Genomic DNA, 26971 nt, shown 5'->3' with positions numbered 1-26971 from the left:
CGCGGTCGTCAGGACACGCCCAGGCGCTCCAGGACGATCTCGCGGACGCGGCCGGCGTCGGCCTGCCCGCGGGTGGCCTTCATGACCGGGCCGATCAGGGCGCCGACGGCGGCCATCTTGCCGCCCTTGATCTTCTCGGCCACGTCCGGGTTGGCGGCGATCGCGGCGTCGACGGCCTCCGTGAGCGCGCCGTCGTCGGACACCACGGCCAGGCCCTTCGCCGAGACGACCTCCTTCGGGGCGCCCTCACCGTCGGCCACGAGACCGAGCACCTGCTTGGCGATCTTGTCATTGATCGTCTTCGCGGCGATCAGCTCCTCGATCTCCACCACGTGCGCCGGGGTGATCCCCAGCTCGGCGACGGCGACCTCGCGGACGTTCGCCAGGCGGGCGATCTCGCCCATCCACCACTTGCGGGCCGCCGCCGGGGAGGCGCCGGCGTCCACGGTCGCGGCGATCTCGTCCGCCACGCCCGCGTTCACGACGTCGCGGAACTCCTCGTCGGAGAAGCCCCACTCGGCCTTCAGGCGCTTGTTGCGCACGGCCGGCAGCTCGGGCAGCTCGGCGCGCACGCGCTCGATCCAGGCCTCGTCCACCACCACGGGCAGCAGGTCCGGCTCGGGGAAGTAGCGGTAGTCGTCCGCGTCGGACTTGGGACGGCCGGACGTCGTGCTGCGGGTGTCCTCGTGCCAGTGGCGGGTCTCCTGCGTCACGGTGCCGCCCGCGGCGAGCACCGCGGCCTGGCGCTGGATCTCGTGGGTGACCGCGTGCTGCACGGCGCGCGTGGAGTTCACGTTCTTCGTCTCGGTGCGGGTGCCGAACTCGGTGGCGCCCTTGGGCATCAGCGAGACGTTCGCGTCGCAGCGGACGTTGCCGCGCTCCATCCGCGCGTCGGAGATGTCGATGGCCTGCACGATGTCCCGGATCGCGGTGACGTAGGCGCGGGCCAGCTCGGGGGCCCGCGCGCCGGCGCCGACGATCGGCTTGGTGACGATCTCGATGAGCGGCACGCCCGCGCGGTTGTAGTCGACGAGGGATGCGGAGGCACCCTGGATCCGTCCGGAGCCGCCCACGTGGGTGAGCTTGCCGGCGTCGTCCTCGAGGTGCGCGCGCTCGATCTCCACGCGGAAGACCTCGCCGTCCTCCAGCTCGACGTCCAGGTGGCCGTCGAAGACGATCGGCTCGTCGTACTGGGAGGTCTGGAAGTTCTTCGGCGTGTCCGGGTAGAAGTAGTTCTTCCGCGCGAACCGGCAGGTCTCGGCGACCTGCGCGTCCAGGGCCACGCCCAGGCGGATCGCGTACTCCACGACCTCGCGGTTGAGCACCGGCAGGGTGCCGGGCAGGCCGAGGTCGAGCGGGGTCACGTTGGTGTTCGGCTCGTCGCCGAACGCGTTGGGCGCCGAGGAGAAGATCTTCGTGGCGGTGTTCAGCTCCACGTGCACCTCGAAGCCCAGCACGGGGTCGAAGCGCTCCATCGCCTCCGCGAAGTCCATGGTCTGCTCTGCGTGGCTCATGCCCGGCCTCCTGCCGTGGTCGCGGTGATGGCGCGCTGCGCGCCCTTCTCCAGCTCGGGGGCCTCGGCCCACACCGGCCCGCCCCGGCGCTGGGCCACGAGGCGTTCGAGCGCGGCGCCGGCCTCGTACAGGCGGGCGTCCTGGCGCGCCGGCGCCATCAGCTGCAGGCCGTAGGGCAGCCCGTCGACGACGCCGCCCGGCACGGACATGCCCGGGACGCCGGCCAGGTTGGCCGGGATGGTGGCCAGGTCGTTGACGTACATGGTCATCGGGTCGTCCGTCTTGGCGCCCAGCTCGAACGCGGGGGTCGGCGCGGTGGGCGTGAGGATGACGTCCACCTGCTCGAAGGCGCGGGCGAAGTCCTCCTGCACGAGCGTGCGGACCTTCTGCGCGGAGCCGTAGTAGGCGTCGTAGTAGCCGGCGGACAGCGCGTAGGTGCCCAGGATGATGCGGCGCTTGACCTCGGCGCCGAAGCCGGCGGCGCGGGTGGCGCCCATGACCTGCTCGATGGTGCCGCCGCCGTCGGGCACCACGCGGTGGCCGTAGCGGACGCCGTCGAAGCGGGCCAGGTTGGAGGAGGCCTCCGAGGGCATGATCAGGTAGTACGCGCCGAGGGCGGCGTCGAAACTCGGGCAGGAGACCTCCACGATCTCCGCGCCGGCCTCCCGCAGGGCGGCGACGTGCTCGTCGAAGCCGGCCCGGATGCCCGGGTGGAACGCGTCCGCCGGCAGGTCCGTCACGACGCCGACGCGCAGCCCCGCCAGGTCGCGGCCGCGGGCCGCGGCGGTCAGGTCCGCCGGCGCGTCGGCCAGGGACGTGGAGTCCTGCGGGTCGTGGCCGCCGATGACCTGCTGCAGCGCCGCGGCGTCGGCCACGGTGCGGGCGGCGGGGCCGATCTGGTCCAGCGAGGAGGCCATGGCGATCAGGCCGTAGCGCGAGACGGCGCCATAGGTGGGCTTCACGCCGACCGTGCCGGTGAACGCGGCGGGCTCACGCACGGAGCCGCCGGTGTCCGAGCCGAGGGCGAAGGGGGCCAGGAAGGCGGCCACGGCGGCCGCCGACCCGCCGCCCGAGCCGCCGGGCACGCGGTCCCCGTCCCACGGGTTGCGGGTGATGCCGAACGCGGAGTGCTCGGTGGAACCGCCCATGGCGAACTCGTCGAGGTTGGTCTTGCCGAGGATCGGCAGGCGGGCCTCGCGGAGGCGGGCCACCACCGTGGCGTCGTACGGGCTGAGCCAGCCCTCGAGCATGCGGGAGGCGGCCGTGGTCGGCTGGCCGCGCGTGACGATGTTGTCCTTCACGGCCACGGGCACGCCGGCCAGCGGGTGCAGGGCGTCGGCCTCGGGGCCGCCGGCGGCGCGGATCGCGTCCACCTCGGCGGCGACGGCGAGGGCCTCGTCCGTGTTCACGTGGAGGTAGGCGCGCACGCCGCGGTCGCCGTCGGCGTCGGCGCGCACGTCGCCGTCGTGGGCCGCGATGCGGTCCAGGTGGGCCTGGACGAGCTCCACGGAGGTGGTGGTGCCGGCGCGCAGGCGCTCGGCCATCTGCAGCGCGGTGAGCCGGACGAGCTCGTCGGCGCCGAGGGTCGCGTTCACGTCGAACGTCTCGGTCATGGGGGTGATCACTCTCCGTCCAGGATGGCGGGGACCTTGAACTGGCCGTCCTCGGAGTCCGGCGCCTGGTCGAGGGCCTCCTCCTGCGTGAGCATGCCGGCGGGCACGTCCTCGCGGAACACGTTCTCCAACGCGATGGGGTGGGACGTCGGCGTCACGTCGTCGCCCGCGGCGGCCTGGACCGCGGAGACGTGCTCCAGGATCTTCTCCAGGTCGCCGGACATCGTGTCCAGCTCCTCGTCGGTCATCCGGATGTGGGCCAGGCGAGCCAGATGCTCCACCTGATCCCGGGTGATCTCAGGCATGGATCTCCTCGTGTGACGGGTCGGGGCGGGGTGGACGACGCCGGCGCGGCGGCGGCCACATCGGGGTCGAGTCTAGTGCCGGGGCCTGGACGGCCGCCGCCACCGCTTCGAGGCGGGAAATCCACCCCACCGCGGCGCTCCGGGCCCGCATGACAGGGATTTCCCGCCCCGAATGGGGTCCCGGTGCCGATGTCCCGCCCGGGGTCAGTCCAGCGCGAGCCGGTAGACGAGGAACGGGCCGGTCTCGTCGGCCGGGTCGAGGTCCGGCACCACGTCCGCGAGGAACCAGTCCCGCTCCGGGACGCGCACGAAGCCGGCGCGCTCGTACATCCGGTGGGCGCCGGTCATGGAGGGCATGGTGGTCAGCACGACGGCGTCCACGCCCTCCTCGGCGCGGGCCCGCGCCACGATCTCGGCCAGCAGGGCGCCGCCCACCCCGCGGCGGTGGAACCGCGGGTGCACGGCGAGCATGCGGAACTCGTACTCCCCGTCGCCGGAGGTCTCGGCCAGGGGCGAGCCGGGCGGGGTGAGCACCACGGACCCGGCCACCTCGCCGTCGACCTCGGCCACGAGCACCTCCGCGCGGCCGGCCCGGTCGGCCACGTCCATGAGGGTCTTCACGTAGGCGTCGTCGGGGGCGATGTGGCCGCCGTCGACATAGGACGCCAGGGTGAGCTCGGCGACCGCCTCGTGGTCCTCGGGGCGCAGCGGGCGGACGAGGGCGCTCATGCGTCGCCTCCGGCGTGCTGGCGCAGCGTGTCCTTCAGGCGGGCGCGGGTCGCGTCCGTGGCCACGACGTAGTCGCGCCGGCGCAGCCAGGCGGTGGGCACGGCCTGGTGGGGGTGGCCGTCGCGCGACTCGTGCAGCCCTTCGAGGAACGTCGCGGCCGCCGGCTCCTGCCAGATGTTCACCCAGTAGGCGCGATCCCGCTCCTGCGCCGTCAGTTCCTTGACCAACCGCTTCGTGAACGGGCAGCCCGGCCGCCAGAACACGACGACGCCGCCGCCCTCGACGTGCGCCTGCGCGCCGGCGAACGGCCGCGAGCGGACCAGGACAGCCCACCGGTACGTGACCGCGTAGCCGGCCAGGACGAGCCCGGCCACGATCATGCCGACCTGCTGCAGGCGCGTCCCCGCGATCATGAACGTCAGGCCGCCGGCCACGAACAGGACCGGGTAGAACCACGGGTCTCCGACGATCCGCCTCATGCCCTCGCCCCCGTCACGGCGGCCAGGGCGGCCGCGTCCACGTCGCCGGCCACCATCCAGTGGGGATGTGCCGTGCCGTCCGCCGAGGCGGGCCGCGTCACCGCGACGCCGGCCTCCTCCGCCACCAGCGCGCCGGCGGCCCAGTCGTACTCCTGCGTGCCGAACTCGGCGTAGGCGTCCAGGGTGCCGTCCGCGACCATGCACAGGTCCAGCGCCGCCGAGCCGATCCGCCGCACGTCCCCGAACGCGGGCAGCAGGGCCGCGAGCGCCCGCACCTGCAGGGCCCGGCGAGCGGGGTCGTAGCCGAAGCCGGTGGCGAGCAGCCGCCCGGAGCGCCCCGCCACGGGGCCGGTGAGCCGCACGGGGGCGGCATCGCGGTCGGGCAGGTCCACGCCCGCCGTCGTCGCGTCCGCGGTGCTGAAGGCGCCCCGGCCCGCGCTCGCGTACCAGGTGCGCCCCAGCGCGGGCGCCGCCACGACGCCGGCCAGCCAGCGTTCGGTGCCCTCGGCCACCCCCAGCAGGTCGGCGGTCTCGGCGTCCACCGGGCCGGTGACGGCCACCGAGGTGCAGAACTGCGGAAGCCCGCGCACGAAGTTCGTGGTGCCATCCAGCGGGTCGATGGACCAGCGGTACCCGGACGGCTCGGCCGGACGGGTGGCGCCGTACTCCTCGCCGGTGATCTCGTCCGAGGGGCGGTAGCCGGCGACGACCTCCCGGACGGCCTGCTCGGCGCGGCGGTCGTAGTCGGTGACCCAGTCGGAGCCGGAGGACTTCGTCTGCGCGCCGATCTCCTCGATGCCCAGCGGGACGGCCGGGTGGTGACCGGTCCAGCGCCGGGCCAGGACGTCCGCGCCGGCGCGCGCGGCGGCCTTGGCGACCACGAGCAGGCCCGGGACCGTGGTGCGCGCGCTCATGCCGAGGCCTCCCCCTCTGCGGCGTCGTCGGTGGCGTCGTCCGTGCCCGCCGGGCGCACGGCGTCCGGGCCACCGGCCAGCAGCGCCGTGAACCCGGCCTCGTCCAGCACGGGCACGCCGAGGGACTGCGCCTTGTCCAGCTTGGAGCCGGCGGCCTCGCCGGCCACCAGGAAGTCGGTCTTCTTGGACACGGACCCGGAGGCCCTGCCGCCGCGCACGAGGATCGCCTCCTTCGCGGAGTCGCGGGAGAAGCCCTCGAGCGAGCCGGTGACCACCACGGTCAGGCCCTCGAGCGTGCGCGGGGTGGACTCGTCCTGCTCGTCCTCCATGGCCACACCCGCCGCAGCCCAGCGGTCCACGATCTCCCGGTGCCAGTCCTCGGCGAACCACTCGATGAGCGCGTCCGCGATGATCGGACCGACGCCGTCGATCTCGGCCAGCCGGTCCCGGTCGCCGGCCTCGGCCGCCGCGCGCAGCGCCGCCATCGAGCCGAACGCCGTGGCCAGCGAGCGGGCCGCCGTCGGGCCCACGTGCCGGATGGACAGCGCCACGAGGGTGCGCCACAGCGGCTGGGACTTGGCCTTCTCGAGCTCGTCGAACAGGCGCAGCGTGTTGGCCGTGGGCGCGGACGGCTTCTTCGCGGTGCCGGCGGTGAAGAAGTACGGCTTGAGCGTGAACACGCCCGAGGGCACCAGGCGGCCGTCCACCTTCGTGCGGCCCTCGCGCCACACGCGCACCGCGCCGAGGGAGCGCTGCAGGTCCGTCAACCCGTCCTCGCCCCGGGGGCCCGTGATCTCCTCCGGCGTGCCGGAGGCGAGGTCGAAGATCTGCGCCTCCGCCGTGATGGGGCCCGGGCCCTCGGGCCGCACGTGCCCCTCGTGCTCGGCCGGGTCCTCGCCGGGGCCCTGCACGAGCCAGCGGGCGGCCTCCTCGCCGAGGGCCTCCACGTCGAACGCGCCGCGGCTGGCCAGGTGCTCGACGCGGCCGGCCAACTGGGCCGGGCAGGAGCGGGCGTTGGGGCAGCGCAGGTCCACGTCCCCCTCCTTGGCGGGGGCCAGCGGCGTGCCGCATGACGGGCAGTGCGCGGGCATGACGAACTCGCGCAGCTCCCGGCCCGCCTCGATCGCCTTCTCACGCAGCGGCAGCACGGGGCCCACGACCTCGGGGATGACGTCCCCGGCCTTGCGCACCACCACGGTGTCCCCGATCAGCACGCCCTTGGCCTTGACCACGTCCTGGTTGTGCAGGGTGGCCAGGGAGACGGTGGACCCGGCCACGGTGACCGGCTCCATCACCGCGAACGGGGTCACCCGCCCGGTGCGGCCCACCGAGACCGCGATGTCCCGCAGCAGCGTGTGCACCTCCTCCGGCGGGTACTTGTACGCCGCGGCCCAGCGGGGCACACGGGAGGTGTGGCCGAGGTAGCGCTGGTCCGCGAACGCGTCCGCCTTCAGCACGATGCCGTCGATCTCGTGGATCAGCTCGTGCCGGCGCCGGCCGTACTCCTCGATCACGGCGACGACGGCGGCCAACGCCTCCTCGTCCGCACCCTCCACCACGCGGGTGTAGGGGCTCACGGGCAGGCCCCAGCCCGCGAGCGCGTCGTACACCTCGTGCTGGGACTCCAGTCCGAACGCCTCGACCGAGCCGATGCCGTGCACGAACATGGCCAGCGGGCGCTGCGCGGTGACGGCCGGGTCCTTCTGACGCAGGGCGCCGGCGGCGGCGTTGCGCGGGTTCGCGAACGGCGTCTGACCCTCCTCGGCACGACGCGCGTTGAGCTCGGCGAAGGCGGCGGAGGACATGAACACCTCGCCGCGCACCTCGAACTCGGCGGGCCAGCCCTCGCCGGAGAGCTCGTGCGGGATGTCCCCGATGGTGCGCACGTTGGCGGTGACGTCCTCGCCCGTGACGCCGTCGCCGCGGGTGGCGGCCTGCACGAGCCGCCCGTCCCGGTAGCGCAGGGCGACGGCGAGCCCGTCGATCTTCACCTCCACGAGCCAGCGGGGCGCCACGCCCGGTCGCACCTGCGTCAGGGCCTGCGCCGCGCGGCGGAACCAGACCTCGAGCTCCTCGATGGAGAACAGGTCCTCGAGCGAGTACATGCGGGCCCCGTGCCGGACGGGGGCGAACGCCTCCGAGACCTCGCCGCCGACCTCCTGGGTGGGCGAGTCGTTGGCCACGAGCTCGGGGTGCAGGGCCTCGAGGTCCTCGAGGCGGCGGTACAGCGCGTCGTACTCGGCGTCCGAGATCTCCGGGGCGTCCCGCTGGTAGTAGGCGGTCCGGGCGGCGCGGACCCGCTCCACGAGGTCCTCGTACTCCTCCCGCAGGTCCGCGGCGGGGATGTCCTGCGGATCGGGCTGGGCGGCGGATTCCTTGGGGGTGCTCACCCGGCCCAGCGTAGTCGGCGTCCCGGACGGCGCACCCGGGTCAGGGGATGCGCACGAGCACCGCCGTGATGTTGTCCCGGCCGCCGCGCCACAGGGCGGCGCCGATGAGCTTCTCGAGGGCGTCCTCGAGGGTGTCGGCGTCGTCGATCAGCGCGCGGATCTCCTCGTCCAGCAGCTCGCCGGTCAGGCCGTCGCTGCACAGCAGGACGAGGTCCCCGGAGGCGAGGGGGACCTCGGCCACGTCCACCGTGAGCGCCTCGCGCGAGCCGAGCGCGCGGGTGATGACGTTGCGGCGCGGGTGGACGCGGGCTTCGGCGGGGGTGAGCTCCCCCGCGTCGACGAGCATCTGGACCGCCGAGTGGTCCACCGTGAGCTGCTGGAGCACCGGCGAGCCGACGGGCCGCAGGTACACCCGGGAGTCGCCGACGTTCGCCACGGCCCAGCGGCCGCGCTCCGTGTCCAGGCAGGCCAGGACGGTCAGGGTGGTGCCGGAGCGCCCCAGCCCGGCCTCGACGACGGCGGCGTCCGCCTCGTGGATCAGGTGGCCGAGCTCCTGGGGCGTGTGGGCCGTGCCCGGGGCGAGCACCTCGGGGGCGCGGCGGCGCAGGGTCTCGATCGCGGCGGCCGAGGCCACCTCGCCGGCCTCGTGCCCGCCCATGCCGTCGGCCACGGCGGCGAGCACCAGCGGCTCCCCGACGAGGGTCCACGCGTCCTCGTTCAGGTCGCGGACGGCGCCCACGTGGGTGGCGCCCGCGGCCTGGGGCCGCGGCGCGGACGGGGTCTCGGGGCGGGGGTCCACGGGGTCCTCGATCAGTCGGCGAGCAGGGTCTGGGCCGACCCGTCCAAGAGCAGGGAGGGGCGGACCTCTCCGAACCCGCGGACGATCCTGGGCGGCTGCGGGACGAGCACGAAGCGCTCGTCCCGGGACAGGGCCGCAGCGGTCATGGCGTCCACGAGCACGGTACCCGGATCGGCCAGGGACGTCAGCCGCGCGGCGAGGTTCACGGTGGGCCCGTAGATGTCCCCCATGCGGGAGAGCACCCGTCCCCATGTCAGGGCGACGCGCGCCGAGGGCAGCTCCTCGTCCGCGGCGATGGTCTCGGCCAGGGAGAGCGCGATCGCGGCGCCGGCCTCGGGGGTCTCGGCGTTGAACATGACCTCGTCGCCGATGGTCTTCACGAGCCAGCCGCCGCCGGCCGAGATGGTCTCCGCGGCGAGGGACTCGAAGCGCAGCACCATGCGGGCCAGCGTCCGGTCGTCCATGGTCCGGGAGAGCGTCGTGTAGGAGACCATGTCCGCGAAGCCGACGGCGCGGGCCAGCGGCAGCGGCGCATCCGACTCGGAGCCGTCGCGGCCCTGGGCGCTGGCCGCCAGCCCGGCCTCCACGCGCACGGTCAGGCGCTGGACGGCGCGGTTGAGCTGGCGCCGGTAGACGATCCGCATGGCCTTCTCGAGCGGTCCGACCATGTCCGGGAGCATGTCGACGACGGCCCGCCGCGCCTCCGGGTCCGTCAGGTCCTCGGAGGCGATCTTGTCCTCCACGAGCGCCTCGATCTGCCACACCACCATGCGGTCCGTCATCTGCCCGATCGAGCGCGCCAGCGAGATGGCCGTGTCCTCGTTCAGCGTCCCCGAGCGCACGAGCGTGAGCACGGACTCGAACGCCTCGATGTCCGCCTCGGTGAAGGCCTTGTGCCCCTCCGGCGACGTCGGATAGCCCAGCGCACGCCAGATCTTCCGGGCGGAGGCCATCGAGACGCCGAGGCGCTGCGCCACCTCCCGTGAGGTGTAGGCGCGCGGGCCCACCACCAGGCCGGCGTCGAGCGTGCGCATCGCGCTCGTCCAGCCGGCGGGCTGGGCGGAGCGCTCCTCGACGTCGCGGGCGGTCTCGTCCTCAGCCGGCGGGACGATCGGCAGCGGTGCGGTGTCCGGTGTCTCCGGACGGCTCATCGGAGGCCTCCTGTCGGGACGGGGGCGGGCCAGGTTGCGGTGCGGGCCTGGCGGGTGAGGTGGGCCAGGGCCTCCTCGAAGCGCGCGGCCTCGGGGACGTCGCGCAGCCGCCAGTGGACCTGGCGGGCGGGCTCCTGGAAGAGGATGTGCAGGTCTCCGGCACCCGAGCCGCGGCGGCGCCGCTGCACGTCGGCGATGGACACGAGCGGCATGGCGGCCCCGGAGTCGCCGACGCCGGCGCCCTGGAGGATGCGGCGGTCGGTGAGCACGGTGCGCCGGAAGACCCAGCGCCACAGCGGGCGGATGGTGCCGGGGAGCAGGACGAGCGCCGCGACCACCCACGCGGCCGCCTCGAGCACGGCGCGGTTCGCGGCGACGATCCCGGGCAGGTCGGGGCGTGCGAGCACGCCGACGGCCAGGCCGAGCAGGAACGCGACGGCCACGAGGACCGCGGCCGGGCGCAGCAGCGCGCGCGGGTGGGTGCGGGTGCGCACCATCACCTGCTCACCGGGCTCGAGTCGCACGGCGGTCACCTCCTGACCGGGACGGGTGTGTCATGCGCCGCGATGGACGTCTCCGCGCAGGTGGGCCACGTCCCCCGCACTGACCTCGGTCTCGATTGTGCCACGGTCCGGTGTGACGTGCTTCACGCGCAGGGTGCCGCCGGGGCCGAGGCCCACGGCCGTGCCCTCCAGCACGCCGCCGCCGGGCAGCTCGGCGCGCACCGCGCGGCCCAGCGTGGAGAGCCGGTCCGCCACGGCCGCCACGGCCGGGTGACGCCCGTCCACGGCCGCCGTCTGCCCCGCCACGCCCGCCGCGAAGCGGTCCACGGCCGCCACGACGGCGTCACGCAGCTCGACCGCGAGGTCCCGGGGCGCGGGCACGGCGTCCGCGCCGATCCACTCCGCCAGGTCCGAGGCGGTGTCCACCGGGGCGGCCCCGCGGTGGTCCAGGTTCACGCCCATCCCGACGGCGACGCCGGGCCCCTTGCCGTCCGAGGACAGCGCCACCGTGGCCAGCACGCCGCACAGCTTGCGCCCGTCCGTGGCGAGCACGTCGTTCGGCCACTTCACGTGCGTCGGGACGCCCCGGGCCGCGAGGCGCTCGGCGACCGTGGCGGAGGCGACGAGCGAGAGCCAGCTCAGATGGGCCGGGGAGACCGGCACCCCGCCGGACTCGGGACGCAGGTACACGGACAGGGCGAGCGCCGCACCCGGCGCGGCGCTCCACACCCGGGAGTGCCGTCCCCGGCCGGCCCGCTGGTCCGCGGTGGCCACGGCCGCACCGTGCCGGTGCCCCTCGCGGTCCAGCCGTGCGAGGAGCTCATCCTGCGTGGAGCCGGCGGAGTCCAGCCAGGTCAGATCCGGTGTGGGGGCGTCGTCGGGGTGCATGCCCCTAGATATACACGGCGTTCCCGGGGGCGGGCCGGGCGGGCCGATCCGCTCCCGGGGCGCGCGGAGGGGCGGCCCGGGCCGACGTCCTCGTCGTTTGTGGGCTTCCTCCAACCGAGGGCGTCCGCGGCGGCCCGTAGACTGGCCGACTGAGCCTCCGCATCTGGCGGACCACCACAAGGAGGACGTGTGACCGATCCCGATCTGACCACCACGGCCGGCCGGCTGGCCGACCTGCATCGGCGGCTCGAGGCGACGGCCGCGCCCGGCGGCCCGGACGCCGTCGAGCGCCAGCACGCGCGCGGCAAGCACACCGCGCGCGAGCGGATCGATCTCCTCCTGGACGAGGGCTCCTTCGTGGAGCTGGACGCGCTGGCCGTGCACCGCACCACCGCGTTCGGCATGGACGCCAAGCACCCGGCCGGCGACGGCCTGGTGTCCGGCTTCGGCACCGTGGACGGGCGCCAGGTGGCCGTCTACTCCCAGGACTTCACCGTGTTCGGCGGCTCGCTGTCCGAGCGCAACGGCCAGAAGATCGTGAAGGTCCAGGAGTTCGCCGCGCGCAACGGCTGCCCCGTGATCGGCATCCTCGACGGCGGCGGCGCGCGCATCCAGGAGGGCGTGGCCTCCCTCGCCCAGTTCGCGGACATCTTCCGGAACAACGTCCTGGCCTCGGGCATGATCCCGCAGATCTCGCTGATCATGGGCCCCTCCGCCGGCGGCGCGGCCTATTCTCCGGCGCTGACGGACGTCGTGGTGATGGTGGACCGGACCTCGCACATGTTCATCACCGGCCCGGACGTGATCAAGACCGTCACGGGCGAGGACGTGGACATGGAGACCCTCGGCGGCGCCCGCTCGCACAACGCCACCTCCGGCACCGCCCACTACATGGCCTCCTCGGAGGAGGACGCGATCGCCTACGTGCAGGAGCTGCTCGAGCTGCTGCCCTCCAACAACCTCGCAGAGGCCCCGACCTTCGAGGCCGCGGACCCGGAGCCCACGGACGAGGACCTCGCCCTGGACGAGATCATCCCGGACTCCGCCAACCAGCCCTACGACATGCTCGAGGTCATCGCCTCGATCGTGGACGAGGGCCACCTGCTGCAGCTGCAGGAGCTGTACGCGCCCAACGTGATCACCGGACTGGCCCGCCTGGACGGCATGAGCGTGGGCGTCGTCGCGAACCAGCCGCTGCAGTTCGCCGGCACCCTGGACATCGCCGCCTCGGAGAAGGCCGCGCGGTTCGTGCGCTTCTGCGACGCGTTCAACATCCCGATCATCACCCTCGTGGACGTGCCCGGGTTCCTGCCCGGCACGGACCAGGAGTTCAACGGCATCATCCGCCGCGGCGCCAAGCTGATCTACGCCTACGCCGAGGCCACCGTGCCGAAGCTGACCGTGATCACGCGCAAGGCCTTCGGCGGCGCATACATCGTGATGGGCTCCAAGAAGCTCGGCGCCGACCTGAACCTGGCCTGGCCGAGCGCGCAGATCGGCGTGATGGGCGCCCAGGGCGCCGTGAACATCCTGTACCGGCGCGACCTGAAGGCGACGGCGGAGGCGGGCGGCGACGTCGACGCGCGCCGGGCCGAGATCGTGGCCGACTACGAGGCCGAGCTGCTCAACCCATACCAGGCCGCCGAGCTGGGCTACGTGGACGCCGTGGTGCCCCCGCACGCCACCCGCGGCCAGCTCATCCGCGCCCTGCGCGCCACCCTGCACAAGCGCGAGGCCCGCCCCGCCAAGAAGCACGGGAACATGCCGCTGTGAGCGCCCTGCTGGGCCCGGGCGCCCCGGACGAGAACGACGAGTCGACGCAGGCCACGCCGCCGTCGGCCGACCCGCTGCAGCTCAGCGGCCCGGAGTTGGAGCCGGAGGAGATGGCCGCACTGGCCGCCGTCCTCGAGGCGGCCGCCGCGGCCCGGGCCGAAGCCGCCCGGCTCGCCGCCGAGGCCGCCGACCCCCGCCCCCTGGACCGCACGCTCCGCCGTCGCGGCGACCTGGGCCTGTGGGCCCGGCCCGGCCGCGGCCAGTGGCGTCAGGGCGCGGGCCCGCAGTGAGCCGGGACGCGGGCGCCAGCGCCTAGAGTGCCGGTATGACCCAGCACACCTCCGAGGCCGCCGCCGACGGCGCCCGCACCCCGTCCGCCATCGACGCGCTCGCCGAGCGCTACGTGGCCGACCTCCTCGCCCTGCATCCGGACACCGCCACCGAGCTCGGCTTCCCGGGCCGAGAGACCGAGTACACGGACTTCTCCCCCGCCGGCGCCCGCGCCGACGACGAGCTCAACGCCCGCCTGCTCGAGGACTTGGCCGCGCTCGAGCCGCAGGACGAGACGGACCGCGTCACGAAGGCGGCCATGCAGGAGCGCATCGGCCTCGAGCGGGAGATCCACGCGACCGGCCGCACCGAGCTGAACAACATCGCCTCCCCTGCCCAGGGCATCCGCGCGGTCTTCGACCTCATGCCCACGGACACCGCGGAGCAGTGGGGCCACATCGCCGGCCGCCTCGAGAACCTGCCGGCCGCCCTGCGCGGCTACACGGAGTCCCTGCTCGCCTCCCGCGACGCCGGCCACGTGGCCGCGGTGCGCCAGGTGGACATCGTGGTGGAGCAGGCCCGCGCCCACGGCGCCGCGGGCGGGTTCTTCCCGGGCCTGGTCGAGCGGGCCGAGGCAGCCGACGTCGTGGACGGCGCCCTGGCCGCCCGCATCCGCTCCGGCGCGGACACCGCCGCGCAGGCCTACCGCGACTTCGCGGACACGCTCGAGGCCGAGCTGCGCCCGCACGCCCCGGAGGCGGACGGCGTCGGGATCGAGTACTACCGGCTGGCCTCCCGCGTCTTCCTCGGCGCCGAGATCGACCTCGAGGAGACCTACCGCTGGGGCCAGGAGGAGCTGGCCCGCATCATCGCCGCGCAGCAGGCGGACGCCGAGCGCATCCGGCCGGGCGCCACGATCGAGGAGGCGCGCGCGATCCTGGACGCGGACCCGGAGCGCACCCTGAAGGGCACCGAGGCCCTGCGCACATGGATGCAGCGGCTCTCCGACGACGCGGTCGAGGCCATGAAGGAGCACTTCGAGATCCCGGCCCCGATGGACCGGCTCGAGTGCATGATCGCCCCCACCCAGGAGGGCGGCATCTACTACACCGGCCCCTCGGACGACTTCTCCCGGCCCGGCCGCATGTGGTGGTCCGTGCCCCCGGGCGAGGACGAGTTCACCACGTGGGCGGAGACCACCACGGTCTACCACGAGGGCGTGCCGGGCCATCACCTGCAGATCGCCACCGCCATGATGAACCGGGCGAACCTCAACCTGTGGCGCCGCAGCTTCTGCTGGACGTCCGGCCACGGCGAGGGCTGGGCGCTGTATGCGGAGAAGCTCATGGAGGAGCTCGGCTTCCTCGACGACCCGGGCGACCACCTCGGCATGCTGGACATGCAGCGCATGCGCGCGGCCCGCGTCGTGTTCGACATCGGCTACCACTGCGGCTTCGACGCCCCCGAGTCCGAGGGCGGCGGCGCGTGGACCCCGGAGAAGGGCTACGCGTTCCTGGCCAAGCACCTGATGATCTCCGAGGGCCAGCGCCGCTTCGAGTTCACGCGCTACCTCGGCTGGCCGGGGCAGGCGCCGGCGTACAAGGTGGGCCAGCGCATCTGGGAGCAGATCCGCGCCGAGCACGAGCAGGCCGAGGGCGCCGACTTCGACCTCAAGGCCTTCCACACCCGGGCCCTGCGCCTGGGCGGCATGGGCCTGGACACCCTGCGGGAGGCGCTCGCGTGATCCCGCACGACGACGGCGCGGCCGGCCCCGGCATGAGCCTGCGGCTGGTGCTCGGCTCGGCCTCCCCCGGCCGGGCGGAGGTCCTGACCCGGGCGCGGGTGCCGTTCCGCGTCGTCGTCTCGGGAGTGGACGAGGCGGCCGTGGGCGCGGCGGCGGGCGACCCGTCGCCGGCGGAGCTGGCGGGCCTGCTGGCGGAGGCCAAGGGCCGCGATGTGGCCGCCCGTGTGGCGGGCGCCGGCGTCGAGGCCCCCACGCTCGTGCTCGGCTGCGACTCCGTGTTCGAGTTCGAGGGCCGCGCCCACGGCAAGCCCTACGAGCCCGAGGTCGCCGTCGAGCGCTGGCGCGCCCAGGCCGGCCGGGAGGGCGTGCTGCATTCGGGCCATTGGCTGGGCCTGGTGCTGCCGGAGCCCGGGGTCGGGTCCGGGATGGCCGCGGAGGCGGGCGTGGTGTCCGCCGTCGTGCGCTTCGGCGCCGTCACCGAGGCCGAGATCCAGGCCTACGTGGCCACGGGCGAGCCGCTGCACTGCGCGGGCGCGTTCACGGTGGACGGCGCGGGCGCGGCCCTCGTGGACGGCGTGGACGGGGATCCCAACGCGGTGATCGGGCTGTCCGTGGCGTGGCTGCGGCGGGCCGCGGCGGCCCTGGGCCAGGACTTCACCCGGTTGTGGGAACCCTCCAACGCGCAGCGCTGATCCGGCGCGACAGGGCCGCGTGCCTCGGAGGGTTCCGCCACAACGAGTAGGGTGCTGGTCAGAGTCGGCGCCGTCCCGCGCCTTTCGCCCCACCGGGTGAGGGGCACGACCCCGGACGTGGCGCCCGCACCCCCAGCCGTGATCGTCCGAGGAGTCCATCGCCCATGAGCATCGCCGACGCACCGCAGGCCTCGGTCGTCCCGCCCGTCGACCCCGCGGCGGAGCGCCGGTTCTCCCGGGTGCTGATCGCCAACCGCGGCGAGATCGCCGTGCGCATCATCCGGGCCTGCCAGGACGAGGGGCTGACCTCCGTGGCCGTCTACGCCGAGCCGGACCGGGACGCCCTGCACGTGACGCTCGCGGACGAGGCCGTGGCCCTCGGCGGGGAGACCGCCGCCGACTCCTATCTGGTGATCGGCAAGATCCTCGACGCCGCCGAGCGCGCAGGCGCGGACGCCGTACACCCCGGCTACGGCTTCCTCTCCGAGAACGCGGACTTCGCGCGCGCCGTGGCTGACGCCGGCCTCGTGTGGATCGGCCCGCCCGCCGAGGCGATCGACCGGCTGGGCGACAAGGTCTCGGCCCGCCAGCTGGCCACCAAGGTCGGCGCCCCGCTGGCGCCGGGCACCACCTCCCCCGTGACCGGCACGGAGGAGGTCGTCGCGTTCGCGGACGAGTTCGGCCTGCCGGTGGCCATCAAGGCGGCCTACGGCGGCGGCGGCCGCGGCATCAAGGTGGCCCGCACGCGCGAGGAGATCCCCGAGTTCTACGAGTCCGCGGTCCGTGAGGCCGTGGCCGCGTTCGGCCGGGGCGAGTGCTTCGTGGAGCGCTTCCTGGACAAGCCGCGCCACGTGGAGACGCAGTGCCTGGCGGACGTGCACGGCGACGTCGTCGTGATCTCCACCCGCGACTGCTCGCTGCAGCGCCGCAACCAGAAGCTCGTGGAGGAGGCCCCGGCGCCGTTCCTCACGGACGAGCAGAACGCCCGCCTCGTGGAGTCCTCCAAGGCGATCCTGCAGGAGGCCGGCTACGTCGGCGCGGGCACGTGCGAGTTCCTCGTGGGCCAGGACGGCACCATCTCCTTCCTCGAGGTGAACACGCGCCTGCAGGTGGAGCACCCGGTCTCCGAGGAGATCACCGGCATCGACCTCGTGCGCGAGCAGTTCCGCCTGGCCCGCGGTGAGGCCCTCGGCTACACGGACCCGCAGCCCCGCGGCCACTCGATCGAGTTCCGCCTCAACGGCGAGGACCCGGGCCGCAACTTCCTGCCCGCCCCCGGCCGGCTCACCACGTTCCGCATGCCCAGCGGCCCCGGCGTCCGTGTGGACGCCGGCGTGGTGGAGGGCGAGACCGTGTCCGGGGCCTTCGACTCCATGGTCGCCAAGCTGATCGTCACCGGCGCGGACCGCCGCCAGGCCCTGCAGCGCGCCGCCCGCGCCCTGCGCGAGGCCGAGATCGTCGGCATGCCCTCGGTGCTGCCCTTCCACCGCGCCGTGGTGCGCGACCCCGCCTTCGCCCCCGAGATCGCCGGCTCGGAGGAGCCGTTCTCGGTGCACACCCGGTGGATCGAGACGGAGTTCGCGAACCACATCGAGCCGAGCGCCCTCACCCCGGCCGAGCCGGCCCCCCGCGAGGCACGCCACACCGTGACCGTGGAGGTCAACGGCAAGCGCGTGGACGTCACCCTGCCCACGTGGGGCGAGGCCCTGCACACGATCTCCGGCGCCGCCCAGCGGGCCGGTGCGGGACGACGCCGGCCCCGCGGCAAGCGCGGCGCACCGGTGTCCGCGGCCGTCAGCACGGACGCGCTGACCGCCCCGATGCAGGGCACCGTGGTGAAGGTCGCCGCCGAGAACGGCCAGACCGTGGCCGAGGGCGACCTGATCGTGGTCGTGGAGGCCATGAAGATGGAGCAGCCGCTCACGGCCCACCGCGCGGGCGTGGTCAGCGGTCTCGAGGTCGAGCCGGGCCAGACGGTCACGGCCGGCACGGTGATCGCCACCATCGCCGACGCGGAGTGAGCCGCCGGCGACGACGGCGGGGAGCGCCGGCGTCACGGACTGGTTCCACATGGTGGACGACGGGGATGTGACTCTCGCAGATCGGCGCGACGAGGCTTAACCTGGCACGCATCTTCGTCTCACATCGTGGTCGCTCGCGACCCCCTGTGCCCGTCATACCAGGGAGACACCATGTCCCACTCCACCCCGCCCGCGAACCCGGGCGCCCCCACCGATCTCACGTCGGACGCGGTCGCCACCGCGGAGGAGGTGCCCCGCTCGCGGGTCATCATCGCCTCCCTCGTGGGCACCTCGATCGAGTTCTACGACTTCTACATCTATGCCACGGCCGCCGTCTCGGTCTTCCCGCTGATCTTCTTCGCGGGCGGCGACGACAACACGGCCCTGCTGGCCTCCATGGCCACCTTCGGCGCGGCGTTCGTCGCCCGGCCGCTGGGCGCCGTCGTCTTCGGCCACCTGGGCGATCGCGTGGGCCGCAAGACCACGCTCATCGGCTCGCTGCTGACCATGGGCATCGCGACGTTCCTCATCGGCCTGCTGCCCACCTACTACCAGATCGGCCTGTGGGCGCCGGCCATGCTGACGCTGCTGCGCTTCTTCCAGGGTCTGGGGCTCGGCGGCGAGTGGTCCGGCGCCGCCCTGCTGGCCACCGAGTACGCCAAGGACGGCAAGCGCGCGCAGGCGGCCATGTGGCCGCAGCTCGGCGCGCCGATCGGCTTCCTGCTGGCCAACGGCCTGTTCCTCGCGCTCGTGCTCGGCTTCGGCCACGACTCCACGAACCCGGTGCTCGACGGCCCGTTCCTCACGTGGGTGTGGCGCCTGCCGTTCCTGCTCTCGATCGTGATGGTCGCCGTGGGCCTCTACGTCCGCGTCAAGCTCGAGGAGACCCCGGTCTTCCAGCGCGCCCTCGACCGCGACCAGCGCGTCAAGGCGCCGCTGGGCGAGGTGTTCCGCCGCAACTGGTGGGAGCTGATCCTGGGCACCTTCGTCATGTACGCCACTTACGTGCTCTTCTACCTGATGACCACGTGGATCCTCTCCTACGCGATCGGCAAGCCGGCCAACGGCTTCCTGGGTGTCCCCTACGCCGAGTTCCTCGTGCTGCAGCTGGTCGGCATCCTGTTCTTCGCGGCGTTCGTGCCGGTCTCCGGCCTGCTGGCGGACCGCTTCGGCCGCCGCCCCACCCTGATCGTGATCTCGGTGCTCATGGTGCTGTTCGGCCTCTCATTCGGCCTGTGGCTCGCGCCGGAGAACATGGGTGTGGGCGCGGAGCTGAACGTGCCGCTGATGCTGACGTTCCTGGCCACCGGCATGACGCTCATGGGTCTGACCTTCGGGCCCATGTCCGCAGTGCTGCCTGAGCTGTTCCCCACGAACACGCGCTACACCGGCTCCGGCATCGCCTACAACGTGTCCTCCATCCTCGGCGCCGCGCTGACCCCGTTCATCGCCGCCTGGCTGGTGCAGAAGTTCGACGTCTCCTACGTCGGCTACTACCTGGCCGCCGCCTCGGCGATCACCGTCATCGCGCTGGCCCTCTCCCCCGAGACCCGCCACACGGACCTCGACACCGTCACCTCGGCCCGCGAGCGCCGCGCCGCACGCTGACCCCGGCCGGCCCCCGGCGCTCCCCCCGCGCCCCACGCCCGCACTTTCGAACGTGACATCGGGGGAATGGACGCTTTCGGTCGTGAGATAGGCCCTATCTCACGACCGAAAGTCGTCTCTGGGTCAGATGCGCACGTGCAGGCGTCGCGCCGCCTCCGCGATCGACCCGGACATGGACGGGTACACGGTGAAGGTGTCCGCGAGGTCGTCCACGTGCAGCTTGTGCGTGACCGCGAGCGCGAGCGCGTAGATCAGCTCGGAGGCGCGCGGCGAGACCACCACGCCGCCGATCACGGTGCCGGAGCCCTGACGGGCGAAGATCTTCACGAACCCCTCCTCCGCGCCGGACATCTTGGCGCGGGGGTTGGTGTGGAAGTCCAGGCGCAGCACGTCCGCCTGGTACTGGCCGGAGTCCACCTGCGCCTGCGTGACGCCCACGGTGGCGATCTCCGGCGAGGTGAAGATGTTCGAGGCCAGCAGGTGCGGGCGCAGTGGCTTGAGGGCGTCGCCGAGCAGGTGGGCGACGGCGATGCGCCCCTGCATGGCCGCCACCGAGGCCAGGGCGAGCTTGCCCGTGCAGTCGCCCGCCGCGTAGATGCTCGGCACGGACGTGCGGGAGACGCCGTCCACGATCACGTGGCCGGAGTCGGCCAGCTTCACGCCCACGTCGTCGAGGCCGAGGCCCGCCGTGTTCGGCACGCCGCCGACGGCCACCAGCGCGTGGGAGCCCTCGATCGACGGGGTGTCCTCGGCGCCCTCGCCGGAGAGGTGGACGCGCACGCCGGTCTCGGTCCGCTCGACGGCCTCGGCGCGGGAGCGGGCGATCACCCGGAGGCCGTTGTCCTCGAAGACCTTCTCGAGCAGCTCGGCGGCGTCGGCGTCCTCCCCGGGGAGCACGCGGTCACGCGAGGAGACGAGAGTGACCTTGGCGCCGAGGCGGTTGTAGGCCGAGGCGAACTCGGCGCCGGTGACGCCGGAGCCCACGACGATCAGGTGCTCGGGAAGCTCCTTGAGGTTGTAGACCTGCTTCCAGTTGAAGATCCGCTCGCCGTCCGGGACGGCGGTGGGCAGCTCGCGGGGGCTCGCGCCGACGGCCACGAGGATCGCGTCCGAGGTGATGATCTCGGGCTCGGCGCCGGCGTCGGCGTCGTCGAGGGCGCGGACGGACACCTCGTGGGGGCCGACGACGCGGCCCACGCCGTCGATCACCCGGACGCCGACCCGCTCGAGGCCCGCGCGGATGTCCGAGGACTGCTCGTGGGCCAGGTTCAGGATGCGGCGGCCGACCTGGCCCATGTCCGCGTGGACGTCGCCCCCGCCGAGGTCGACGCCCAGGTCCACGGAGGCGCCCACGCGGCGCATCGAGTCGGCGGCGGCGATCAGCGTCTTGGAGGGGACCACGTCCGTGAGGACGGCCGCGCCGCCCAACCCCTGGCGCTCGACCAGGGTCACGCGGGCGCCCAGCTTCGCGGCCACCATGGCGGCCTCGTAGCCGCCGGGGCCGCCGCCGATGATGGTCAGGGACGGGATGAAGGTGCTGTTTTCCTCGGTCACGGGCTCCATTGTGTCCGCCGCGGACGGGAAAGTCCTAGCCCGCGCCCACGGGACACCGCCTAGACTCCACGACGTGACCGACCAGACCAGCATCCCCTCCCCCGACTCCCCCCTGACCGGCGACCATCCGGGCTTCGCCGAGGCCCGCGCGGCCGCCGACACCATCGCCCGGGCGACGGGCGTGGCGGAGCACCGCGTCGCCGTCGTCCTCGGCTCCGGCTGGGGCGAGGCCGCCGGCCTGATCGGCGACGAGGTCGCCGCCGTGCCGCTGGCCGAGGTGCCCGGCTTCCACGCCCCGAAGGTGCCCGGCCACAACGCGGTGATCCGCTCGGTCCGACTGCCGGACGGCACGCACGCCCTCGTCTTCGGCTCGCGCACGCACTTCTACGAGTCCCGCGACGCCCAGGCCGTGGCGCACACCGTCCGCACCGCCGCCGCCGCTGGGGCGCGCACCGTGGTGCTGACCAACGGCTGCGGCGGCCTGGACCCGGAGATCGCCCCGGGCACCCCCGTCCTGATCGCGGACCACATCAACCTCACCGGCGCCACCCCGCTCGTCGGCGCCACGTTCGTGGACCTGACCGACCTCTACTCCCCGCGGCTGCGTGCGATCGCCCGTGAGGTGGACCCGTCCCTGCGCGAGGGCGTGTACGTCCAGTTCGCCGGCCCGCAGTACGAGACCCCCGCCGAGGTGCGGATGGCGCGCACCCTCGGCGGCGACCTCGTCGGCATGTCCACGGCACTGGACGCGATCGCGGCCCGTCACGCCGGGCTGGAGGTGTTCGGCATCTCGCTGGTGACCAACCTCGGCGCCGGCATCTCGGAGACGCCGCTGTCCCACGCCGAGGTCGTCGAGGCCGGCCAGGCCGCCGGCCCGCGCATCGCGCGTCTGCTCGCGGACATCGTGGGGCGGCTCTGATGCCCGCGCATCCCCCGCACGACGACGTCGCCGCGCTCCCGGAGGACGTCCTCGCCCGGGCTGAGCGGTGGGCGGCGGAGGACCCCGATCCCGCGCACCGGGACACCCTGCGCGCCGAGCTCGACGCGGCCGCCGGCGTCGGCCCGGAGGCCGCGGCCGCCCGGGCGGCGCTCGCCGCCCGCTTCGCCGGGCCGCTCGTCTTCGGCACCGCCGGCCTGCGCGCCGAGGAGGGTCCGGGCGAGTCCCGCATGAACCGGCTCGTGGTGCGCCGCACCGCGGCGGGTCTGGCCGCGCACCTGTGGGACGGCGTCGGACGGGACGCGGCCCCGCCGCTGGCCGTCGTCGGGTACGACGCGCGGCGCGGTTCGGCCGCCTTCGCCGCGGACACGGCCGCCGTCCTGACGGCCGCGGGCGTGCAGACCGTCCTGCTGCCGGACCCGCTGCCGACGCCGGTGCTCGCCTTCGCGGTGCGCCATCTCAGCGCGGACGCGGGCGTGATGGTCACGGCCAGCCACAACCCGCCCGCGGACAACGGCTACAAGGTCTACCTCGGCGGGCGGCTCACGGACGAGGCGGGTCGCGGGGCGCAGATCGTCTCCCCCGCGGACGCGGAGATCGCCGCCCGCATCGACCATGCGGCGTGGGCCGCGGACATCCCGCTCGCCGAGGACGGCTGGACCGTGGCCGGGCCGGACCTGCTGGAGGCCTACCGTGCGGCGGCCCTCGGCGTGCTCGACGACGACCGGCACGGCCACCGCGCCCTGCGCGTGGTCTACACGCCCCTGCACGGGGTGGGCGGCGCCGTGGTCCCGGGTCTGCTCGAGGACGCCGGCTTCGGCCCCGTCCACGTGGTGGCCGAGCAGGCCGCCCCGGACCCGGCCTTCCCTACGGTCGCGTTCCCCAACCCGGAGGAGCCGGGGGCGATGGACCTCGCCCTCGCCCTGGCCGCCGAGGTGGACGCGGACCTGGTGATCGCCAACGACCCCGACGCCGACCGCCTGGCCCTGGCCGCGCCCGTCACCGACGCGGACGGTGCCCGCACGTGGCGGATGCTCTCGGGCGACGCCGTCGGGACGCTGCTGGGCGCGCACGCGATGCCGGCCCTGCAGGCGGCCGGCCGCAGCGCCGCGAACTCCGTGGTCTCCTCCCCGCAGCTGGCCGCCCTGGCCGAGGCGAAGGGGGTGACGCACCACGTCACGCTGACCGGCTTCAAGTGGATCTCCCGCGCCCCGGACCTCGGCTTCGGCTACGAGGAGGCCCTCGGCTACTGCGTGGACCCGGACATGGTGCGGGACAAGGACGGCATCACGGCCGCCCTCATGGCCGCGGAGCTGGCCGCCGCCCTCAAGGCGCAGGGACGCGGCCTGACGGACGCCCTGGCCGACGTCGACGCGGTCACCGGCGCCATGCCCAGCGCCCAGGTCTCGGTCCGCGTGGCGGACCTGTCCCTGATCGCCCGCACCATGACGGCCCTGCGTCAGCAGGCGCCGGCCACGCTCGCGGGGGAACCGGTCACCGTGCGCCGGGACCTGGCCGCCGGCGGGGACGGGCTGCCGCCGACGGACGCACTGCTGTTCGCCACCGACTCCGGCACCCGCGTCCTCGTGCGCCCCTCCGGCACCGAGCCGAAGCTCAAGTGCTACCTCGGCACCCGGGACGCCGACCCGGCCGCGGCCGCCGAGCGGCTCGAGGCGCTGCGCGCCGAGGTGACGGCCCTCGTGGGCGGCTGAGCCTCGGTAGGCTGGCGGACATGACCGTCTCCCTCACCACCGCCGAGCTGGCGAAGTACATCGACGCGACCGCCCTGAAGGCCGACACCTCGGAGGCGGACGTGCGCCGCCTCGTGGCCGAGTCCCGCGAGGCCGGGGTCAAGAGCGTCTGCATCAACCCCGTGTGGGTGCCGCTGGTGGCCGCCGAGCTCGCGGGCTCGGACGTGCTGACCTGCACCGTGATCGGCTTCCCCCTCGGCGCCAACGCCTCGGAGGTCAAGGCCTTCGAGGCCCGGCAGGCGATCGACGCCGGCGCGGACGAGGTGGACATGGTCCTCGACGTCGCCGCGGCCCGTGCCGGGGACCGCGCCCGGCTCGTCTCTGACATCCGCGCCGTGGCCGAGGCCGCGCACGCGGACGGCCCCGCAGGCGACGGCGGGGCGCTGCTCAAGGTGATCGTGGAGACCGCCCTGCTGGACGACGACGCGATCGTCCTGGCCTGCGAGGCCGCGGTCGAGGCCGGGGCGGACTTCGTGAAGACCTCCACGGGCTTCTCCACCGCGGGCGCCACCGTCGAGCACGTCGCGCTGATGCGCCGCACCGTGGGCGAGCGCATCGGCGTGAAGGCCTCCGGCGGGGTGCGCACCCGCGCGGACGCCCTGGCGATGATCGAGGCCGGCGCCACCCGGATCGGGGCCAGCTCCGCGCTTGCTATCCTGGGATCCGACTGACTCGCATCACTTCGGCCGGGCGTCCGCCCCGGCCGGGACCGCACCGAAGGAGCATCACGTGATCCGCAACGGCAAGGCCATCGACCACTCCAACGTGGGCGGCGTCTGGGGTTCCCTGATCGCCTTCATCGTCGCCTTCGGCGCGTTCCTCGGCTGCCTCTACGCCATGGGCTTCTGGTCGCTCGAGTCGGTCTGGATCCCCGGCCTGATCGCGCTGGCCCTGGCCACTGTGGCCTTCATGATCCCCAAGGCGTTCCTGGGCCGCAGCGACACCGTGGACACCACCGCCATCCACACCCGTCCCGTCGTCGAGCACGCCGCCTCCGGCGCCCACGCCGTCGAGACCGGCGCCGCGCACCGCTGAGCCGTCCCGGAGCCGAGGATCGCTGACACAGGTCGTCCGGCCGCCGCGCGCCGAAGGGCGTCCACCCGCAACACGGGGGTGGACGCCCTTCGGCTTGTCTCCATCGCGGCGGTGGTGCTGGGTCACGCGTACCTGACGGACCTCACCTTCAGCCGGTACCTGGAGATCTGGCGGATGCCGCTGTTCTTCTTCCTCACCGGCTACTTCTGGACGCGCGGCCGCCCCTGGGCCACGGACGTGCGGGGCCGCTTCCGGAGCCTGATGGTGCCGTACCTGGTGTGGGCGGCGCTCATGTCCGTGGCCGCGTTCGCGTGGTTCGGCGACGACCCCGACCTCCTGAGGCGCCTGATGATCACCGGCTGGTACGGGGGCGCGGACCAGGAGCCCCCGTGGTGGGCGTTCTGGTTCATCTCCGTCCTGTTCTTCACCACGGTGCTGCGCCGATTCCTCGAGCGCTTCCCGTCCGCCGTCGCCTGGGCCGTGGGCCTGGCCGGGCTGGCGTGGGCCCACTTCGTGCCGGACTCCGCGATCGCCCGCACGCCACTGGGCGTCGGGCTGGCCCTGCCCTGCCTGCTGTTCGTCCTCAGCGGCGAAACGTTCCGCCGCCGCGTCCAGCCGCACGTGCGGCGCCATCGGACGCTCATCGGCGTCGGCCTGGTGCTGCTCGGTCTGGTCGCGGTCCGGCTGGGCCTGGAGCCGCCCAACATCAAGTTCGGCGGCTTCGGCACGCCGGTGCTCACCCCCGCCGTGGGCGTCCTGATGTCCGCGGGGATGGTGCTCGTGTTCGGTTCCACGGTGGAGGGACTGCTGCGCTCCTTCGCCCGACGCACCGGGACGGGTCAGGCCCTGCGCCGCGCCATCACCGCCCTGGTCCGGACGGGCACGGTGGTGGTGCTGCTGCACGGCTGGGTGCTGATGTGGGTCACGCGCCACGGCGTGGAGGACAACGCCGCCAAGTTCGCCCTCGCGCTCGCCCTCAGCTGGCTGGCAGGCCTCGCCCTGCTCGCCACCCCCCTGTCCAAGCCGTTCACGGGGGCGCGCCGCCGCTGGCACCCGGTGCACCGCCTGCGACACGTGGAGCCCCCGCACCCCGTCACGTCCGCGCTGCCGCGCGTCCCGACCGCCTCGGAGAGGACACAACCATGAGCCGGGATCATCGCCCCCCGATCCGCAATCCGTTCCTGCCGTCGACGCCGGAGGAGCCCGAGGCGCCGACCCGCGACGGCGGCCACCCGGCGGGTGACGGCGGCGACGCCGGCGCCCCGGCGGCCTCCACGGCGCGGGAGGATCGCCTCGCCGAGTTCCGGCTCGGCCCGGCGTTCCTCCCCCACCCGGCCGACCGTGTCCCCAGCCCCCTGCCGAGCGCCCGCGTCCTCGTCGTGTGCACGGGCAACATCTGCCGCTCCGCCTATGTGGAGTACGCGCTGCAGGCGCAGCTCAACGCCCTGCTCGGTGACCGGGGCCGCGCGGAGGTCACGAGCGCGGGCACGGAACCGAACCAGGCGCTGACCGTCCCGGGTCCGCTGCTCGACCTCGCACCGAGCCGCCGAGTCCGCGCCGCGTTGACGCAGCATCGACCGCAGCAGCTGACCGGGCGTTCGCTGGCCGACCAGGACCTCGTCCTGACCGCGACGGACGACCACCTGGACGAGGTGCTGCGCGAGGACCCCGCGGCGGTGCGCCGGACCTTCACGATCCTCGGCATGGGCACCCTCCTGCGCGACCACGGCGAGGAGCTCGCCGCGTCGGTCCCTCCGGGCGCTGGCGTCACCGCGCTCGTGACGGCCCTGGCGGAGCTGCGCTCCCGCCTGATCGCCCACGGGGAGCGACCGGACGCGGATCTGCCGGACCCGTTCCGCGGCCCCGCCGAGGGCTACGCCGCGATGGCGCAGACCGCGCAGCCGATCGTCGAGCTGCTGGCGTGGGAGATCGCCCGGGCCCTCGACGGGGACCTCGTGGAGGAGGAGCCGACGGGCGCCTGACCGGCCGGCGTCAGAGATCGGGGACGGGGCCGCCTCCACTGCCGCACGCGAGGGGGCGTGCAGCCGGGCGTTGAACAGGCGCAGCCCAAAGAATGCGTCGGCGCCGAGGACAGCGAGGACGAGCACGACGCCACCCCCATCCGCGGCGTCAACCAGCGCCACAGTACGGTGCACGCCAAGCCCGCCATGGAGGTACGGGTCTCATACCGTCAGTCCACGAATCCACCTGAACCCCCTTTAACGGCTCTTCGCGGTTCGTGGTGAATGACCCTGCAGTGGCGGGTATTCACGCTACGGTTCTCGCGGCGCTGGTCAGCAG

The 26971-nt window shown here is 74.1% G+C and carries 24 protein-coding genes; 12 read left to right on the top strand and 12 right to left on the bottom strand.

Annotated elements, in window-relative coordinates:
* Positions 1-8 precede the first annotated feature (8 nt).
* From gatB to KVS67_RS04590, 11 genes are all read right to left on the bottom strand, one after another.
* Positions 9-1514 carry an Asp-tRNA(Asn)/Glu-tRNA(Gln) amidotransferase subunit GatB gene (gene gatB, locus KVS67_RS04640; protein WP_217564780.1) on the bottom strand — a complete coding sequence of 502 codons (1506 nt, stop codon included), beginning with the start codon at positions 1512-1514 and terminating at the stop codon, positions 9-11.
* Positions 1511-3127: an Asp-tRNA(Asn)/Glu-tRNA(Gln) amidotransferase subunit GatA gene (gene gatA, locus KVS67_RS04635; RefSeq protein ID WP_186299330.1), complete on the bottom strand. Its 1617-nt coding sequence runs from the start codon at positions 3125-3127 to the stop codon at positions 1511-1513. The genes gatB and gatA overlap by 4 nt, the downstream gene beginning before the upstream one ends.
* Before the next feature lie 8 nt (positions 3128-3135).
* Complete coding sequence (gene gatC, locus KVS67_RS04630; protein WP_002854348.1) at positions 3136-3432, bottom strand: Asp-tRNA(Asn)/Glu-tRNA(Gln) amidotransferase subunit GatC; 297 nt, start codon at positions 3430-3432, stop codon at positions 3136-3138.
* Positions 3433-3636: 204 nt separating this feature from the next.
* Positions 3637-4161, bottom strand: a complete 525-nt coding sequence (locus KVS67_RS04625; RefSeq protein ID WP_036317337.1) for a GNAT family N-acetyltransferase — start codon at positions 4159-4161, stop codon at positions 3637-3639.
* Positions 4158-4640, bottom strand: a complete 483-nt coding sequence (locus tag KVS67_RS04620; RefSeq protein WP_049146885.1) for a hypothetical protein — start codon at positions 4638-4640, stop codon at positions 4158-4160. The genes KVS67_RS04625 and KVS67_RS04620 overlap by 4 nt, the downstream gene beginning before the upstream one ends.
* Positions 4637-5554, bottom strand: coding sequence for an inositol monophosphatase family protein (locus tag KVS67_RS04615; RefSeq protein ID WP_217564779.1), 918 nt, complete (start codon positions 5552-5554; stop codon positions 4637-4639). The genes KVS67_RS04620 and KVS67_RS04615 overlap by 4 nt, the downstream gene beginning before the upstream one ends.
* On the bottom strand, positions 5551-7944 hold the full coding sequence (gene ligA, locus KVS67_RS04610) for an NAD-dependent DNA ligase LigA (RefSeq protein WP_217564778.1): 2394 nt from the start codon (positions 7942-7944) through the stop codon (positions 5551-5553). Before ligA ends, KVS67_RS04615 begins: the two co-directional genes overlap by 4 nt.
* Positions 7945-7984: 40 nt before the next feature.
* Complete coding sequence (locus KVS67_RS04605) at positions 7985-8743, bottom strand: PP2C family serine/threonine-protein phosphatase (RefSeq protein WP_020625514.1); 759 nt, start codon at positions 8741-8743, stop codon at positions 7985-7987.
* A gap of 11 nt (positions 8744-8754) precedes the next feature.
* Positions 8755-9894: an adenylate/guanylate cyclase domain-containing protein gene (locus tag KVS67_RS04600; RefSeq protein ID WP_122054111.1), complete on the bottom strand. Its 1140-nt coding sequence runs from the start codon at positions 9892-9894 to the stop codon at positions 8755-8757.
* Positions 9891-10418 (bottom strand): PH domain-containing protein, encoded by a 528-nt coding sequence (locus KVS67_RS04595; RefSeq protein ID WP_206496623.1) that lies wholly within the window; start codon positions 10416-10418, stop codon positions 9891-9893. The genes KVS67_RS04600 and KVS67_RS04595 overlap by 4 nt, the downstream gene beginning before the upstream one ends.
* A 30-nt stretch (positions 10419-10448) precedes the next feature.
* Positions 10449-11285, bottom strand: coding sequence for a biotin--[acetyl-CoA-carboxylase] ligase (locus KVS67_RS04590; RefSeq protein ID WP_206496612.1), 837 nt, complete (start codon positions 11283-11285; stop codon positions 10449-10451).
* A gap of 189 nt (positions 11286-11474) precedes the next feature.
* On the opposite strand from KVS67_RS04590, the gene KVS67_RS04585 reads away from it, so the two are divergent.
* The 6 genes from KVS67_RS04585 to KVS67_RS04560 all read left to right on the top strand — a co-directional run bounded on the left by KVS67_RS04585 (position 11475) and on the right by KVS67_RS04560 (position 19393).
* Entirely contained in the window at positions 11475-13058 is a 1584-nt protein-coding gene (locus KVS67_RS04585) for an acyl-CoA carboxylase subunit beta (RefSeq protein WP_020625510.1), read from the top strand.
* Positions 13055-13348, top strand: a complete 294-nt coding sequence (locus tag KVS67_RS04580; protein WP_235187762.1) for a hypothetical protein — start codon at positions 13055-13057, stop codon at positions 13346-13348. The genes KVS67_RS04585 and KVS67_RS04580 overlap by 4 nt, the downstream gene beginning before the upstream one ends.
* Positions 13349-13383: 35 nt before the next feature.
* Positions 13384-15072, top strand: a complete 1689-nt coding sequence (locus KVS67_RS04575) for a DUF885 domain-containing protein (RefSeq protein ID WP_217564777.1) — start codon at positions 13384-13386, stop codon at positions 15070-15072.
* A complete protein-coding gene (locus tag KVS67_RS04570; RefSeq protein WP_036340598.1) occupies positions 15069-15764 on the top strand; it encodes a nucleoside triphosphate pyrophosphatase in 696 nt (231 codons plus the stop codon). Before KVS67_RS04575 ends, KVS67_RS04570 begins: the two co-directional genes overlap by 4 nt.
* A 164-nt stretch (positions 15765-15928) precedes the next feature.
* On the top strand, positions 15929-17785 hold the full coding sequence (locus KVS67_RS04565) for a biotin carboxylase N-terminal domain-containing protein (RefSeq protein WP_217564776.1): 1857 nt from the start codon (positions 15929-15931) through the stop codon (positions 17783-17785).
* Positions 17786-17956: 171 nt separating this feature from the next.
* Positions 17957-19393 (top strand): MFS transporter, encoded by a 1437-nt coding sequence (locus tag KVS67_RS04560; RefSeq protein WP_217564775.1) that lies wholly within the window; start codon positions 17957-17959, stop codon positions 19391-19393.
* Between the two features lie 123 nt (positions 19394-19516).
* Here KVS67_RS04560 and KVS67_RS04555 read toward each other — a convergent pair whose 3' ends face one another.
* On the bottom strand, positions 19517-20956 hold the full coding sequence (locus KVS67_RS04555; protein WP_217564774.1) for an NAD(P)H-quinone dehydrogenase: 1440 nt from the start codon (positions 20954-20956) through the stop codon (positions 19517-19519).
* Positions 20957-21020: 64 nt separating this feature from the next.
* Here KVS67_RS04555 and KVS67_RS04550 point away from each other — a divergent pair, with 64 nt between their 5' ends.
* The 6 genes from KVS67_RS04550 (at position 21021) to KVS67_RS04525 (ending at position 26652) form a co-directional block, all read left to right on the top strand.
* Complete coding sequence (locus KVS67_RS04550; protein WP_044659714.1) at positions 21021-21866, top strand: purine-nucleoside phosphorylase; 846 nt, start codon at positions 21021-21023, stop codon at positions 21864-21866.
* Positions 21866-23596 (top strand): phospho-sugar mutase, encoded by a 1731-nt coding sequence (locus tag KVS67_RS04545; protein WP_217564773.1) that lies wholly within the window; start codon positions 21866-21868, stop codon positions 23594-23596. Before KVS67_RS04550 ends, KVS67_RS04545 begins: the two co-directional genes overlap by 1 nt.
* Positions 23597-23616: 20 nt before the next feature.
* The gene (deoC, locus tag KVS67_RS04540; protein WP_170747773.1) at positions 23617-24306 is read left to right on the top strand and encodes a deoxyribose-phosphate aldolase; all 690 of its coding nucleotides are present in this window, start codon (positions 23617-23619) and stop codon (positions 24304-24306) included.
* Between the two features lie 58 nt (positions 24307-24364).
* Entirely contained in the window at positions 24365-24670 is a 306-nt protein-coding gene (locus KVS67_RS04535) for a hypothetical protein (protein ID WP_036317357.1), read from the top strand.
* A 78-nt stretch (positions 24671-24748) separates the two neighbouring features.
* On the top strand, positions 24749-25816 hold the full coding sequence (locus KVS67_RS04530) for an acyltransferase (RefSeq protein WP_217564772.1): 1068 nt from the start codon (positions 24749-24751) through the stop codon (positions 25814-25816).
* Complete coding sequence (locus KVS67_RS04525) at positions 25813-26652, top strand: low molecular weight phosphatase family protein (protein ID WP_217564771.1); 840 nt, start codon at positions 25813-25815, stop codon at positions 26650-26652. The genes KVS67_RS04530 and KVS67_RS04525 overlap by 4 nt, the downstream gene beginning before the upstream one ends.
* The last annotated feature ends 319 nt before the right edge of the window (positions 26653-26971 follow it).

The sequence above is a fragment of the Micrococcus sp. GbtcB5 genome, from assembly GCF_019091605.1.
GTDB classification, from domain to species: Bacteria; Actinomycetota; Actinomycetes; order Actinomycetales; family Micrococcaceae; genus Micrococcus; species Micrococcus luteus.
This window is presented reverse-complemented; position numbering and strand designations above follow the sequence as displayed.

Excerpts from the sequence above, each read along its gene's own strand:
- KVS67_RS04545 (WP_217564773.1), top strand. The coding sequence starts at position 21,866 with ATGCCCGCGCATCCCCCGCACGACGACGTCGCCGCGCTCCCGGAGGAC.
- gatA (WP_186299330.1), bottom strand. The coding sequence starts at position 3,127 with ATGACCGAGACGTTCGACGTGAACGCGACCCTCGGCGCCGACGAGCTC.
- gatC (WP_002854348.1), bottom strand. The coding sequence starts at position 3,432 with ATGCCTGAGATCACCCGGGATCAGGTGGAGCATCTGGCTCGCCTGGCC.
- gatB (WP_217564780.1), bottom strand. The coding sequence starts at position 1,514 with ATGAGCCACGCAGAGCAGACCATGGACTTCGCGGAGGCGATGGAGCGC.
- KVS67_RS04615 (WP_217564779.1), bottom strand. The coding sequence starts at position 5,554 with ATGAGCGCGCGCACCACGGTCCCGGGCCTGCTCGTGGTCGCCAAGGCC.
- deoC (WP_170747773.1), top strand. The coding sequence starts at position 23,617 with ATGACCGTCTCCCTCACCACCGCCGAGCTGGCGAAGTACATCGACGCG.
- KVS67_RS04555 (WP_217564774.1), bottom strand. The coding sequence starts at position 20,956 with ATGGAGCCCGTGACCGAGGAAAACAGCACCTTCATCCCGTCCCTGACC.
- KVS67_RS04600 (WP_122054111.1), bottom strand. The coding sequence starts at position 9,894 with ATGAGCCGTCCGGAGACACCGGACACCGCACCGCTGCCGATCGTCCCG.
- KVS67_RS04575 (WP_217564777.1), top strand. The coding sequence starts at position 13,384 with ATGACCCAGCACACCTCCGAGGCCGCCGCCGACGGCGCCCGCACCCCG.
- KVS67_RS04565 (WP_217564776.1), top strand. The coding sequence starts at position 15,929 with ATGAGCATCGCCGACGCACCGCAGGCCTCGGTCGTCCCGCCCGTCGAC.
- KVS67_RS04625 (WP_036317337.1), bottom strand. The coding sequence starts at position 4,161 with ATGAGCGCCCTCGTCCGCCCGCTGCGCCCCGAGGACCACGAGGCGGTC.
- KVS67_RS04620 (WP_049146885.1), bottom strand. The coding sequence starts at position 4,640 with ATGAGGCGGATCGTCGGAGACCCGTGGTTCTACCCGGTCCTGTTCGTG.
- KVS67_RS04560 (WP_217564775.1), top strand. The coding sequence starts at position 17,957 with ATGTCCCACTCCACCCCGCCCGCGAACCCGGGCGCCCCCACCGATCTC.
- KVS67_RS04525 (WP_217564771.1), top strand. The coding sequence starts at position 25,813 with ATGAGCCGGGATCATCGCCCCCCGATCCGCAATCCGTTCCTGCCGTCG.
- KVS67_RS04590 (WP_206496612.1), bottom strand. The coding sequence starts at position 11,285 with ATGCACCCCGACGACGCCCCCACACCGGATCTGACCTGGCTGGACTCC.